Raw genomic sequence first — 13,348 nt, 5'->3', positions numbered from 1 at the left:
CCAGAAGGAGCCACCGCCGGCACCACCGTCGTGGCCCGAACCAGCCGAGCCGCCATTGCCCGCGATCAAAAGGATTCCAGCCGTTCCAGTCCCTACCGACTGGCCGCCTGCTCCGTTTGAGTTGGTGCCGCTAGAAGAACCGCCGGCGCCACCCGTGGCAACGGCAAGGGCGCCGAAGGAAGTTGTTCCTCCAGAACCGCCTATGAGATCAGAACCGGATGACACATTGGGGACGCCACCAGCGGCGATCGTGACGATCTGGGAGGACACCGGTCCGAAATAGACCGCCGTTCCGCCCGCGCTTCCGCCTCCGCCAGTGAAGCCACCCGCAGTGGCGTTGCCGCCACCTGCGCCGCCGCCGCCCGTGGCAAAGACGAGCATGCTCTTGGCACCGGCTGTCGGCACGTAGGTTCCACTGGCCGCGATGACGCGCATGGCCTTCATCGCACCAGGCAACACTGCGGCGAGCGCCGCGAGCGTGACCTCGCGATCCGCAGTGTCCGACACCACGTGCAGCGGAAAGCTGTCGCCCAGGGAAAGCGCTCCAGTCGGCGCCGGCAAGCTCGGGATGTTGAGGGATAGAACCTGCTGATCGGTCGCCGAAAGACCGGCATTGGCAGCGACCGTCACGGCAGGATTGAGCAGCCGGAACGACGCCGTCGCGACGTTAAATTCGAGGATTCCCGTGGCACTCGCCGGCCATTGCTTAGGCGTCAGTGCCGTGCCGTCCATGTTGACGATGGGATGCGAACCGAGCGACTCGATGTTGCCGGTCATCGCGCCGTTGTTGTCGAGTGCGGCCTTCTGGATGAGGAAGACCTGACCGTCGACATAGGCGCTCGGCGCCGGCAAGACATTTGCCGTGACGACGTTCGCCGAACCGGTATCGGCACCCACCATAATGGGAGAAGTCGCCGCGCCGATGTTGACCCAATTCGCGCCCCCGGTATCCGGGTCCGACGTGTTGTCGTCGGCGGTGCTCAGCCAGACGATGCCCGCCACAGCTCCGAGCAGGACAGCACCGAAGGGGTAGCCGCCGATCGCCGTCGAGAAGCTCGGATCGTAGGGAATGAGACCGCCTGCGTTCTGCCACTGCGACCACTGCGTGATCTGCTTGAGAATGCCGTTCATGTCCTGGCCGAACGGCGGCACGCCGCCCGATCCTACCGGCAGGAAGTTGAGCGGCGGAAAGCCATCGGTCAGGGAGGCCGCGCCATTCACGATCCCGATCTGCGAGCCGAGCGGAATGGCGCGAATGTAGCTTGGGCTCGCCGAGGCCCCCCAAACTGTGGGGAACTTCGGCGGCAGTGCAGAAAGCTTCATGGCGGGATCCTTAGATGATGACGACCGACGCGCTGACGCCTGTCGGCTTCGGCAAGACGCCGGAGTTTTGGACGATCGCGAGTTCGACGGGGGTGAGCTGGAACGCGAAGGTGTAAGTCATCGTCATCGTCGCGATGGACGAGCCCGCGTAGAACGATGCCTGGCTGAAACCGACGCAGTTCAGCGATTCTTGAAAGCCAAACCAGGTCCCGTGGGTGCCGCCTTCGGTAACGTAGGCGTTGCCCCTATTCGGGAAGAGGCTGAGCAGTATCTGGTTGATCGCAGGGATCGAACCGTTCGTGATGTTGGCCGCCGCCTTGGCGAAGATCAGCCGGCGAAACGCATCATCCGAGAGGGCGAAATTCGACGTCAGAGAAGCGCCGGAATAGAATGCGCCTTGCTCGAATGGGTCAGCTCCAGGGCTCGCCTCATCGAAGCCGAACCAATCTCCGGACGTGACCTGGAGAACGCGATTGACGCCGACGATGCGGCCCCAGACGTCGAGCCCGTAGCCCTGCGCTGTGTCGACATTCCAGATGCAGTCGAAGAACGCGTCGAAGTTGGCGGTTTGGTCGAGATACGAGAAAATGTTCCCGATCAGCTGGGTCAGCGTGGGCGCGTTCGCATACTGGCTGATGACCGTGCGCCAGACGTCGAACGGCGGGTAGTCGCCGACCGGGCTGACGCCGAGGGCGAACTGCCCAAAGCCGTTCGGGATCCCGGCCGGCGGCCTGGGATAGGGAGGTCCTGTATCGGCCATGATCAGCTCAGCGTGACGATGATGTCGTTAGGCGAGATGGTCGGCACCTGGTCGATATCGACGCTGATGTCGAAGCGATTGGGGACAGCCGCCGTCATGCTCTCGATCGACACGTTCTTGTTGTTGGAGACGGTATAGGTGCCGGTGCCGCCGGTACCGCTGCCCAGCGCCGTGATGGTGGTGCCGACGGTCAGTGCGCCGGTAACGTCGGAAATGACCTGGCCGACGGCCAGCGCTCCCGATGCAACGGCCGATACAGTCAGTGTCGTTCCAACGATTTTCCCGGTGAAGACGGCCGACGGGTTGTTGTTCGAGCCCGCCTCGATCGAGATGATCTGTGCCCACGAGCCAAGCGCAGCCACAGGCGCGTAGAACCGGCTGGCGAATAGCGTGGTGCCGATCTTGGCGCGCGGGCCTCCGTCACCTCCAGCAAAGGCGCTGACGATGGCGTTCTGGATTTGCGTCGCGGCATCGGCCGGCACCAGGTGCGAATTGACAATGTTGACCGCAAACAGGATCGCCAGCGGATTGGGGATTTGGAAGGAGACCCGATAGGAAGGGTACGGCGGCACATAGCCGGGGCTCTGGTCGTAGATCGTGACCGTCGTGTTGCCGTTATAGCTGCAGCCGGGGGCTTTTCGCGACCAGATCGCCTGCGCGATTTCGTCGGCATCGCCGCCGACCACGGCGACATAAAGCGAGTTGGGATAGACCGACACGCCACCAATGGTCTGGACGTTGTTGCTGGCGTTCTCGGTCACGAACGCATCGATGACGTTCGACACCGCCAGGACCGCACCAAGCACCGAAGGAAGCGAGCCCTGCGAGTTGAGCGCGACCGAGGCTGAGCGGCGCGCTTCAAAGGCCGCCCGGCTCTCGACGTTGTTGCCCAGCACGCCGTCATCCGGGTTGGTGATCGAGTCCCATCCTGGGATCGCCCGGTAAATCTGGTCGAGGCTTCCGGCCGGGCACGGAATCGGGCCGACCACCAGGCATTCAAACGGCAAGGTGACAGTGCCGTCGGCACCGATGACGCCGTCTTCCGTGCACAGATACTGGTTGCCATCCTCGGCCAGCGCCAGCGATCCGGACGGAATGGCGACGCCCGGCAAGCCATTGCAAAGGGCCTGCACGACGGTCGGCTGAGCCGGGTTGCGCTCGATAAAGTAGATGCGTGCGATCGCATCCTGCATGCGGCCGGTGGCGTAAGCCGGATCGACCTGGTTGGTGAAGAAGAGGAAGGTCGAATTGACCTCGTCGATCACCGCCGTTTCGCTGCTGGCGAGCTGCCCTTGCGGCGTGTTCAAGGCCGGGTTGAGCACGGCCCCGAACGATTCGTTTATGTCATCCTGGACGCCCGCGAGCACTTCCGCGGCCGAGGGGATCAGGAAGCCCGTGTCGGTCCACTGCGGCTGGGGAACATTGGTGGTTTCGACCATGTGCTAGAAGCCCGCTGCGGTGATGTTGCCCGCCGCGTCCCTCACCTGCACTTGGCCGGTGATTTCGCGGTCGGTCCATGACTGGATGAATGTCTGCGCCGAGACGACGCCGGGGACCGTCAAAGCGGCCTGGTTGAAATACGCCTTCATCAGTGACACCGGCGGCGCCCTGCCGAGTATCTGATCGAAGTAGGGAATCCCCTGCGTCGTGTCGTAGTAGAGTTCCCCCAGGAACAGTCGGATCGCGCTCGCGGCGTCCTGGGCCAGGGAATAGGACGGGTCCCCGACCGCGATGTTGCCCGAGGCGTCGGCGGTCAGGTCCCACGTGTCCGTGGTCAAAAGCAGCGTCTGCATCAGGTTCCGGGCTCCGGTGGGCCTGACGTCCCGCCACCAGGTTGGACGCCGGTGTGGATGTGGTTGAGGAGGCTGATGTTTGCGCCGCCCGCGCCGGCGATGACGTCCCCCGTCACGAGCAGCTGCGCCGTGGTGATCTTGATGGAGCCGGCCGCGAACTCGATGATTTGCCCGTTCTTGTCGAAAAGCTTGATGCCGGTCTCGGTGAACTGCACCGCCTGGTCCTGGTTGGCCGGGTTGACGATCGCACCCATGTAGATGCCGTCCGACATGTTGCCGCGCCGGAAGCTGCCCGGGTTCGACTGCTTGCCGGCGTTGGCTTTCAGCGCCGAGATGTCCCGGTCTGGGATCGTCATGTGGCCGATATCGCCGACCTTGGGGTCGTTGATGATGCCGTTCGTGCCACCTTGGCTTCGCATTGTGGCGATGCCGTAGATAATGCCGTGGGGCGTCTGGTTGCCCTGACCGTCGGTCTGATTGACCAGCGGCATAACATCGATCGTCGGCGGCGCGCCGACGCCACCGCCGTACACCGCCACAACCTTGACCGGAATGCCCGTGCGATGCTGTGCCAGCTCCTGGCGGATCAGGAAGCGCAGCCGGTTGATCTCGCTGGTGTCGTCCGACGTGGTCTGCTGACCGAAGAAACCTTGCCCGCTCATGCCGGCGCCGAGGCATCAACGGCGATGCATTCGAGCACCATGAACCATTTGCCGTGCGGCATCATCGACTCCAACTGATACTCGAGGCGGTTGACCTTCCACGTGCCGTTGGCGGGCGTAAGGTCGCTCTGGATTTGCACCTTGCCCTGATACTTCACGGCCGGGTTGTAGAGCGCACGGACCAGCACGAACGCCTGCTGGAAGAACGGGTAGCCGACCATGCCGGTGTCGGCCGAGATCAGGACGGTGTCGCTGTTGCGCGCCTTGCCGGGAGGCGTGATCACCATCGTTGCCCGATCAAAGCCGACGTCGAACCCGCCGTCGCGTGCGATCGCCAGCGCCTGCGTCCACGCGGTGCCGGGATAGTAGGGGTTGGCGAACTTGACCTTTACGCCAGCGTCCTCGAACGCCATGCCCATCTGCCCCGCGAGACTTTTCATCATCTGGGAGGCGTCGCCCGAGCCTTTGATGCTGAGCGGCGGAATTGGCTTTGCGGCATGGAACACACCGGGGAGCGAGCTGATCCGGAAGCACACGTCAGGCATTGCCTGCGCGTCGACATAGGCATAAACGATCGCCCCGGTCCAAACGACGTTCTGGCCGGTCTCATCGTCTCCGGCGAGCACCGAAATGCCGTTCTTGTACATCTGCAGATACTGTGAACCGACTGTGGATAGCTGGTTCATCACGGCTAGCGGCAGGCCCCAGATGGAGATTTCGGCTTGCCCCGAGCCCTGCCCTGCGTTGACGATGTTGCAGGCGACGCGCAAGCCGAACACCTCTGCGGTGTTGCCGCCGCCCTCAAACTGGCCGTTGGCCAGCTCGAACTCGACGGAAATTCGCTTCTGGCTGAACGCCATCCCGACCACCGCCTGTCATGAAAAGGTTATGCTATGTCGAAAGTCCTTGCCGCCGCGACGGCCGCCCTCCTCGTCTTCACCGTCGCACCCGCGCTGGCGAAGCCGAACAAGGCCGCCCTCGAAAAGAGCTATCTCGATTTGAACGAGCAGTGCCGCGGCGGATCAGGCGACGATCCGGACACGATCAAGGCGTGCGATCAGCGCGAAGAGGTGTCGGCGCAGCTGCGCCAGCTCCACGTCTGCTTTGCGGGCGATCGGTTTCAGCGCTGCAAGTAGTCAGCCGACGCCGGCCGGAAGCTCGCTCGCCGACAGGAAGGCGAGGCTGTAGCGCGTGCCGAGCCCCGTATAATACGGGTCGGTGTCGCCCTGGTTGTCGATGAAGATCAGGTCGCCGGAAAATCCGAGATAGAGCGACCGCACGATCCGGTTGATGTTCTGGCAGATCACCCCGCCGATCACGAGCTCGTTGTCGACATAGACGTCGATGAATAGGCCCGTGCTCTTCTGGTAGAGGCTGATCTGCGAGACCTGGCCGTCCAGCGTCACCCCGACCGCCTGGTTCGGAACCGCCTGCAGGGGAATGATGACCATCAGAAGCCTCCGGCCGGCAGTCCCGACGATGTTTGGAATTTCGCCAGCTGAGCGCTGGTCGCCGGCGCGGTCTGCACCGTGCCGCCGTTGACCTGCGACGCGCCGCTCGGATCCTGCGTGTTCGACATGCCGGCGCTGACGGCCTGGCGAACTTCGATCAGCCAGATATCGACCGACAGAAGCCCCATGCCCTCGTTGGCGCGCCGGCTGTAGTCGTAGTGGGTGAAGTTGCAGGAGAGATAGACCGCCTCCGGCGTCACCACATCGTAGAGGTTGGTGTCGCCGGCGACGGCCGCGATCGACGCCAGCATGGCGGCGCGGTTTGCCTGCGATCCGCCGGCGGTGAAGCGCAGCCGCGCGTCATAGGGGATTTGAACCTTGTCGTAGCTCTCGAAGGCCCCGCGCTCGACCGGGAAGTCAGAGATCGACCATTGCTGGCGATACTGCACCTCGACGACGTTATCGGCCACGATCACCGGAACGCCGCCGAAATAGATGCCCCATGGCTGCTGCGAAAAGGCGCCGGAAAGCAGCCCGATCGCGTCTTGCGTCAGAAGCTCCAGAATGCCGGCCATCACGCCAATCCATTGTTTGCCTGAGCGGTGAAGAGACGCCGGCTGAGCGCGTCGTTGATATCAGACGCGATGCCGTTGGCATCCGTCGCCTGACTGTGAACCTCGACCTTGCCGATATGGGCCTCGACCGAGCTGGTCGACGTCGTGGCGTTATGCGTGCTGGAGATGTTGGAGAGTGCAGCACCCTTGGCTCCGGTGTTGATCCCCTTCATGCCCCGGTAGGTTTTGCCGGTGAAGTTGTCCATGCCGTTCCAGGAATTGTAGCCCTCGGCGCGCTCGTACATCGATGCGCCGGCGGCACCCTGCGCATCGCTCTTGGCATTGCGCAGCGCCCGGCCGGCCGCACTCTCGGGACCGTTCAGTTCCGAAAGCGAGAACTGCAACTGCGTGTCGAAGTCGTTCCAGTTCTTGCCACGTGCTTTGGCAAAGGCCATCAGGCGCGCCCTGCGAGGGCCAAGCCACTGCGCCATGCCAGTTGCGCCGATGCTGTTGACCGTGCCAGGACCGCCGCCCGCCTCGACATTCATCCAGCGCGACACGAGACCGCGCGCGCCGGCATCCGACAGGCCGCCGGCCGTGAGCGTCTGGTAAGCCTGCGATTGCCGCTCGGGCGTCCACCAGCCCTTTGTGCCACGCGAGGCACTCTGAGGGCCGCCGACCGCATCGCCACCCGCGCCGCCTGCGGCTGGGGTGCCGAAGGCGTTACGCGCGCCAGCGCTCAACATGCCGCCGATGCCGCTCACCAGGTTGCTCCAGAAGCCGCCACCGTCGGCTTTCTGGTCGGAGATCGTGACGGGGAGCGGGTTGCCCCTCGAAACGGGCTTGCCGTCGACCGTCGTTTCGGCACCGCGCCCATTATGGAAGCGCGATTGCGGACCGCTGCGATCGTAGTGTTTCATCTGGGAAATGGTGTCGATATCCCGATCGGTATAATAGACGCCGTTCCCTTTCCCCTGCGGGGTATCGCCAGAGAGCGTAAGCATGGCCAGGAAGGGCGACAGCTTGCCCATGAGCCCCATCAAGCCAGCGCCGGCAGCACCTTCACCAGCGGCCGCCGCCGCGCCACCACCACCGCCGCCGAGCAGCGCCCCGCCCAGCGTGCGAATGTTGCCGAGCACGCTGAGGAACTTGGCGCCGGCCCACAAGCCGAACAGGATCTCGGTTGCCCTGATGACGCCGCCCAGCCCGTCGACCACGTCCTTCGCCCCGTTGGCAAATGTCTGCATGCCGGCGCCGACGGCGTTCCAGTCGATCTTTTCGAGGAAGTCGATGAATTTCTTCACCGCATCGACGATGCCGGTCTGGATCCAGTCCCGGTTCTTGTCGATCCATGCCGACATCTTGTTGGCCGCGTCGACCAGGACCGGGCCAAGCTTGTCATAGATGGCGTTGGCGAGCGCGATGATGTTCTGGAGGAGTTCGTTCCAGCTCGCCTGCAATTTCTGCGCGGAATCGATCGCCGCATTGCTGGGCGACAGGCTTTTCTGGAGCTTGTCGAGATAGACGTCGATGCCCGCGCCCATCTTGTACATGAGCTGTTCGGTGGCCGGGTCGATGCCGAGCGCCTGCGCGACGTTGTGGGCCGCGCCCGCATCGATCTGGTGCAACCGCTGCAATGCGGCGGCGACATCGGAGAGATATCGATCGAGCCCATGGTTGGGATCGATCCTCATGCCTGTCCAGGCTTGCAGCTGCGAGAACTCGCGCGGCAGCGCCTCGCCGTTCTTGTTGAGGTTGTAGAGCTGCTTGTTGACGCGCTCCAGGGTCGACGCGGTCGCATCGGCCGAGCCGCCGAAACGTTCGGCCGCATTCTCCCAGGCCGCGATCCGCTGCGGCGATTCACCCAAGCTCGACGCGAACCTGCCAAGCGAGGCGTCGGCGTTGGTGATCTTGCGCACGAAATCGCTCAGCGCCTGCGAGCCGGTGATGACGGCGAAGAGTTCGAGCACGCGCCTGGTGATCAGGTTGACCGTCTCGGCAGCCTTTTTCGAGCTGTCCTCGATTTCCTTGCCGCCCTTGCGGAACTCGTCGCGCGTCTTGAGCCAGGCTTCGGCCTGTTTCTTCTGACCCTTTTCGAAGTCCTTGGGATCGAGACCGAGGGTAACGATCAGGCTGTCAATGACCGTTGGCATTCTCGTCTCGCTTCCTCAGCAACATCATGTTGTGGGCGTCCACCATCGCCACCTCGAGGAGGTCGTGGACGTCCTCGATCGACAGCCATTCGTCGAGTTCTCTCAGGGACGTTTTGCCCTTTGAGAGAACCTGACCGATGGCTCGGGAGACGTTTCCGTATTCGGCGAGCCTGACTCCGGCGACGGCGAGTTCGAGATCGATTTCGACTTGCCGCCTTTGGTAAAAAAACCGACGTGAAGGTTGATCACCTCCTGCCGCAGCTGGATCAGCGTCGCGATCTCCTCGACATCGCCTTCGATCAGCGGGCGCTGGATGGCGGGATTGCGAGCGTCGGGCTTGATGGTGACGCATTCCATCATCTCGTCGAGCAGCGGCTCGGCATCCTCGAAGGCGATCTTGGTGATCGCCTTGATCCCGACGATGGCGATGCCCTGCATACCCATGCCGGCGAAGTCGTCGGGAAGCTCAACACCCGAGCGCGCCACGGCCAGGAGCGCGCGCATCGCCCATTTCTCCGCGCGCGTCGCCGGCATCTCGCGAATGTGGAAGGTCTTGCCCTCGTCACGGCCTTCGTCGGTGATGGTGACGTCGATCTCTTTACGCATGCCTTACCCTCAGTTCGGTACGCTTTGAACGCTCTCCCAGCGGATTGCGAAACGGCGAGGCTGCAGGATCTTGGCCGCCGCCGGCATAGGCGGCAGGCTGATCAGGAAGCCCTTGGTCGACACATAGGACCGGCCCACGGACGGGAGCGTGGTGCTGCCGTTGGCGGTGTAGACGTCCTTGGCCTGCTTCTGGGTCGCCGCCCAGGTTTCAAAAAATGCGATCGACGGGGAATCGGCCTGCAACACGAAGGTCTGGTTGACCGGGTTGAAGACGAAGCCGCCCGACAGGATGCCATCGACGCCCATGGCCGTCTCGACCAGGTCGACGTTGTCCATGTCGTAGATGTTGTCGGCCGCGAAGCCCTGCAGTTGGACCGGTGTCGGGAAGAGGTTCGCCACCGCAAGCGTAATGACCGCGTTCGCGGCCGTCAGAGACGACATGATCTAGCTCCTTGAAGGAATGGGGTTGCCGCTTACTGGACGAGGGTCGAGGTCAGCTCGATCTGCTGCACGGACTCGCCGTCCATGTACCAGAAGTTGATGGGCGGGCTCCGGCGGGCCTGCCGCACCTGCGGCGTGGCATCCTTGACCTGGAGGTACCAGCCTTGCAGCTGGAGGGTGTCACTCGCCTTGAGGCCGGCCGCCGAATTGATCTGCGCGATCTGGAGCGCCGACAGCGTCACGCCGGCGCGGATCGCGCCGAAGTTCACCGCCTGGTTGATCGGGTCGAGGCATGCCGCCTTGATCAGCTCGTAGCCCGCCGCATTGTAGGGCACCGAGTTGATGTTTTGGAGCAGTTCCATCAGTGCGAGCTGGAGCTGGTTGTTCAGCCAAACCTGATTGATGTAGCTGTCCAGCCATTCGAACTCACCCGACACCGAGCCGTTCTGGAACTCCAGGAACTGCTGGGCCGCCGTCGCGTAGGCGCCGTAGAAGTTATAGCCGTTGGCGAAGAGATTGTTCGCCACCGTCGCGGAAGTCACGCCCGCCACCAGGCCATCCTGCCCCCGGAATGCGAAGGTGATGCGGCCATTGGTCTGCTCGAAGTCGATCGAGGCCGCAGCGCCGCAGATGAAGGCGGCGATCTGTGCCGGCGTGGTCGAGCCGCCGGCGGGCTGGTAGATCGCGCAGGTGCCGTCGAGATTGGCGCTGCTGACGATGTTGCCGAAGCTCGACGTCGCTTCGCCACTCTCGGTCGGGGTGATGTCGGTATCCCAGGCGATGTAGGCGTAGCGCTTGTTGGTGTCGTTAACCCATTGGGCGAAAGCCTGCTTCTGCGCAGAGCCCGAGCCCCCGTCCGGATCGAAGATCGACATGAAGGTCGCCCAATTCTGGGTAAGCTCGGTGATGGCGGCCATGAAAGCTGCCGGCGTCGTGCCATCCGCGCCCTGCGACAGGGTCGCGCCGGTGGCCTGTGTCAGAAAGAGATCGTCGGAAACCGTGCCGGTCGCGAAGGCAGAGCTCGACGCCTCGCCCGCCACGCCAGAGGTGATGACGAAAGCGCCAGAGACGGAGTCGTAGGAGACGGCCAGCGGCGTGGCCGATGTCGTGATCGTTTCGCTCGCTACCGTCTGCGACTGGTTGACGAAGTACGTGCCGGTGAGGCCCGAGCCGCTGCCAAGCTGTGTGATGCGCGTGCCAGCGGTCACCCCGGCGCCGGCAAGCGTCTGGCCGACCGACAGGGTGCCGGAAGCGAGTGCGCTGACCGTGAGAGTGCCGTAGGCGGCCGAGATCGCCTCGCTGGCTACTACTTGCGGGATGGAGACCACATATTCGCCGATGCCACCGGGCGTTCCCGACAACTGGTTGGTGATCACCGTCCCGGCCGAGACGCCGGTACCTGATAGGGCAGCACCGGCCACAAGGGAGCCCGAGGTGACGCCGGTCACATACATGACGCTGCCGGCGATCGAGGCGGTGACCGAGGCCGTTGCCGCGGCGATGGAGCCCGTCACAGACGCGGCTTGCGGCAAGGCGGCGTTGAGGCCCGTCTGGATCAGCGCTGCCGCCGCCGAGAAGCTGGTCGCGGTTGCTAGGTCGATCGCATTGGCGGTTCGGACATAGCCATCGACATCGACGATGAGCGTGCCGCTCAACGCCTGGAGCTGCGCCAGGGACAGTTGCGCCACGCGGCCGCCGCGCAGGTAGGCCGCGACCGAAGCCGACGGATACTGCGTGAACAGGATGGTTGCGGGCTTCTGGGTCGAGTTGTTGAAGCCGTTGAAATAGACCGAGGCGATCTCGGTCTCCTCGGCCGATGCGCCGAAGAAGTTCGCCACCGAAACACCATCGTTCGGGAAGGCCAGCACCTGGCCGATCGGGACGCGGGTGTTCTGGGTCAGCACGAGGCCGTTCATCACGAGCGCGTTGCCGCCTGCATTGAGAACGTTCGGGATGACGTTCACAAGCTGCGAGGCCGGGATGGTCGTCATGGACCAGGTCCTTTCTGTTTCGATTGAGGGGTCAGACCGGGAAGGTCGCTTCGACGGGGAAAACGTCGATCGCGGCCTGGTCGGCAAATTGTTGCGGCAGGCCGAGCGCCTGGTTGGCCTGGATATGCACGTCGACGACGTAGCGGGTTTCGTATTGCTGCTCGCCGTTGAGGAACGGCACCTGCCGAGGATCCTCGGCATAAAGAGGCGCGCCATCCAAACCGGCGTCGGTGAAGAAGCGGGTTGCCCGCTCATCGCGCATCAACGTCGAGATCGTCTGCGCCATGTCGGAGGCGACACCATCCGAAGCGCTGTGCACGTCGAGCTGCATCACCGCATCGGTCGGCTGCATGATGGTCTCGGCGCCACAGGCGAGCGTCTGAGCGGTCACGGTCTGCGATGGCGCTACGCCATAGGTTCCGATGCCACCCGGCGTACCGGCCGTCTGCGGGCCGATCAGAGTGCCATCGGCCACCGACGCGCCGAAGACGGTCGCTCCAACCAGGAGCGTGCCGAACTCGACTTGGGTCACCGTCATCACCGCGCCGTCGACCGAGGCCGTGAAGGCGCAATCCCGATAGGTGTCGACATTGGTGGAGAGCCGACCGCGGCGAAGCACGTTCATGGTGACGAAATCGCCGGCCGGCTCTGGCACCCGGTTGTCCTGCGAGGCCACAACCTCGACGCCAGCCGGCAGATATTTCAGGAGAAAGCCGCGCAGAACCGTTTGAATGGTTGACTGGCTCGGTACCGGGCCGCTCATCAGACGTCACGCTCCATCCATTTGTAGGGTTATCGCGACCTTGTACCAGTCAGGCCATTCCTCCAGCACATGGGCGACGAGCCAGGTGTTTCCCTCCGGCAAAGTGCCGGCCGGGAAGAGGAAGAGATCGCCGCCTGTTTGCAGCGGGCGCATCACGGCCAAGGCCTGCCCGTTGAGGTAGACGGCGCGCCGCACGCCCTGGATGTTCAAGCCGTCGAGCTGCTGCAGGTCGCTATAGCCGAGGGCCTGCACCTGCACTGATATACCAGGCATGTCGACATAGCTTGGCGTGCGCGTACCGTCGGCAGCAGTCGTGTAGCCAGTGGACCGTTTGAGCGTGGCGGTCACGAACGGGTTCACCGTCGCAATCGCGGCCGAAACGATCCCGTGCAGGTTCATTTTCGATCAGCCGACGCGGTAGACCGAGAAGGTGTTCGGCGCGGTGCTCTGGAAGCGCAGGATGCCGCTCGACGGGATGGTCGGACCGCTATGGGCCGGGAAGTCCATCGAGCCGATCAGCGTCATGCCGGTGTTGGTGGTGACAGTCGCATCCTCGGCATCGACGACGGAGGCGTTGATCACCGAGACGTCGAACGTGTCGTTGATGGCGAAGTTGGCGGGCAGCGCGGCCTGGAGGGCGGCACCGGTCGGCAGCTGCTGCGCCGAGGGAGCGCCACCGCCCTGGGTGATGGTGATGATGCCGGCGAGCAGTTGGGCCGCTGTCAGCAAGCCAGAGACGGTGACCGCCGCTGGCACAGAGTTGTTCAACAGCGCGACGTTGGCATTTACCGTGCCGCGCTGGCTGTCCCAGATTGCAAGACGCATTGTCAGGATCTCCTTGAAATGATGTG

At 63.7% G+C, this 13,348-nt stretch carries 15 protein-coding genes and 1 pseudogene; 1 reads left to right on the top strand and 15 read right to left on the bottom strand.

The window, feature by feature from the left end; all coding sequences use genetic code 11:
• The 6 genes and pseudogenes from EOB80_RS17305 to EOB80_RS17280 all read right to left on the bottom strand — a co-directional run.
• Positions 1–1,323, bottom strand: a pseudogene (locus EOB80_RS17305) (hypothetical protein); the annotation flags it as partial.
• Between the two features lie 10 nt (positions 1,324–1,333).
• A complete protein-coding gene (locus tag EOB80_RS17300) occupies positions 1,334–2,083 on the bottom strand; it encodes a DUF2612 domain-containing protein (RefSeq protein ID WP_050596282.1) in 750 nt (249 codons plus the stop codon).
• 2 nt (positions 2,084–2,085) lie between these two features.
• Entirely contained in the window at positions 2,086–3,522 is a 1,437-nt protein-coding gene (locus EOB80_RS17295; RefSeq protein ID WP_127328735.1) for a baseplate J/gp47 family protein, read from the bottom strand.
• A 3-nt stretch (positions 3,523–3,525) separates the two neighbouring features.
• On the bottom strand, positions 3,526–3,876 hold the full coding sequence (locus tag EOB80_RS17290) for a hypothetical protein (protein WP_127328734.1): 351 nt from the start codon (positions 3,874–3,876) through the stop codon (positions 3,526–3,528).
• Entirely contained in the window at positions 3,876–4,538 is a 663-nt protein-coding gene (locus tag EOB80_RS17285) for a phage baseplate protein (protein ID WP_127328733.1), read from the bottom strand. The genes EOB80_RS17290 and EOB80_RS17285 overlap by 1 nt, the downstream gene beginning before the upstream one ends.
• Positions 4,535–5,398, bottom strand: a complete 864-nt coding sequence (locus EOB80_RS17280; protein WP_027162328.1) for a hypothetical protein — start codon at positions 5,396–5,398, stop codon at positions 4,535–4,537. The genes EOB80_RS17285 and EOB80_RS17280 overlap by 4 nt, the downstream gene beginning before the upstream one ends.
• 33 nt (positions 5,399–5,431) lie before the next feature.
• Between EOB80_RS17280 and EOB80_RS17275 the strand changes: the two genes are divergently transcribed.
• Entirely contained in the window at positions 5,432–5,674 is a 243-nt protein-coding gene (locus tag EOB80_RS17275) for a hypothetical protein (protein ID WP_127328732.1), read from the top strand.
• Here the strand turns inward: EOB80_RS17275 and EOB80_RS17270 are convergent, their stop codons facing one another.
• From EOB80_RS17270 to EOB80_RS17230, 9 genes are all read right to left on the bottom strand, one after another.
• Positions 5,675–5,989, bottom strand: coding sequence for a hypothetical protein (locus tag EOB80_RS17270; RefSeq protein WP_127328731.1), 315 nt, complete (start codon positions 5,987–5,989; stop codon positions 5,675–5,677). It lies immediately after the preceding gene.
• Positions 5,989–6,564, bottom strand: a complete 576-nt coding sequence (locus EOB80_RS17265; protein ID WP_127328730.1) for a hypothetical protein — start codon at positions 6,562–6,564, stop codon at positions 5,989–5,991. Before EOB80_RS17265 ends, EOB80_RS17270 begins: the two co-directional genes overlap by 1 nt.
• Positions 6,564–8,696 (bottom strand): phage tail tip lysozyme, encoded by a 2,133-nt coding sequence (locus EOB80_RS17260; RefSeq protein ID WP_127328729.1) that lies wholly within the window; start codon positions 8,694–8,696, stop codon positions 6,564–6,566. Before EOB80_RS17260 ends, EOB80_RS17265 begins: the two co-directional genes overlap by 1 nt.
• Positions 8,697–8,798: 102 nt before the next feature.
• Positions 8,799–9,302, bottom strand: a complete 504-nt coding sequence (locus EOB80_RS17250; RefSeq protein ID WP_198032106.1) for a hypothetical protein — start codon at positions 9,300–9,302, stop codon at positions 8,799–8,801.
• Between the two features lie 9 nt (positions 9,303–9,311).
• Positions 9,312–9,743: a hypothetical protein gene (locus EOB80_RS17245; RefSeq protein ID WP_027162333.1), complete on the bottom strand. Its 432-nt coding sequence runs from the start codon at positions 9,741–9,743 to the stop codon at positions 9,312–9,314.
• Positions 9,744–9,775: 32 nt separating this feature from the next.
• A complete protein-coding gene (locus EOB80_RS17240; protein WP_164762647.1) occupies positions 9,776–11,734 on the bottom strand; it encodes a DUF3383 family protein in 1,959 nt (652 codons plus the stop codon).
• Between the two features lie 31 nt (positions 11,735–11,765).
• Positions 11,766–12,497 (bottom strand): hypothetical protein, encoded by a 732-nt coding sequence (locus EOB80_RS34565; RefSeq protein ID WP_164762646.1) that lies wholly within the window; start codon positions 12,495–12,497, stop codon positions 11,766–11,768.
• Between the two features lie 6 nt (positions 12,498–12,503).
• Positions 12,504–12,896, bottom strand: coding sequence for a hypothetical protein (locus tag EOB80_RS17235; RefSeq protein WP_127328727.1), 393 nt, complete (start codon positions 12,894–12,896; stop codon positions 12,504–12,506).
• Between the two features lie 6 nt (positions 12,897–12,902).
• Positions 12,903–13,322 carry a hypothetical protein gene (locus EOB80_RS17230; protein ID WP_127328726.1) on the bottom strand — a complete coding sequence of 140 codons (420 nt, stop codon included), beginning with the start codon at positions 13,320–13,322 and terminating at the stop codon, positions 12,903–12,905.
• Positions 13,323–13,348: the final 26 nt, after the last annotated feature.

The organism is Mesorhizobium sp. M7A.F.Ca.MR.245.00.0.0 (genome assembly GCF_003997415.1).
Classification (GTDB): Bacteria; Pseudomonadota; Alphaproteobacteria; order Rhizobiales; family Rhizobiaceae; genus Mesorhizobium.
The sequence above is the reverse complement of the archived record's forward strand: the minus strand, read 5'-3'. Positions and strand labels throughout refer to the sequence as shown.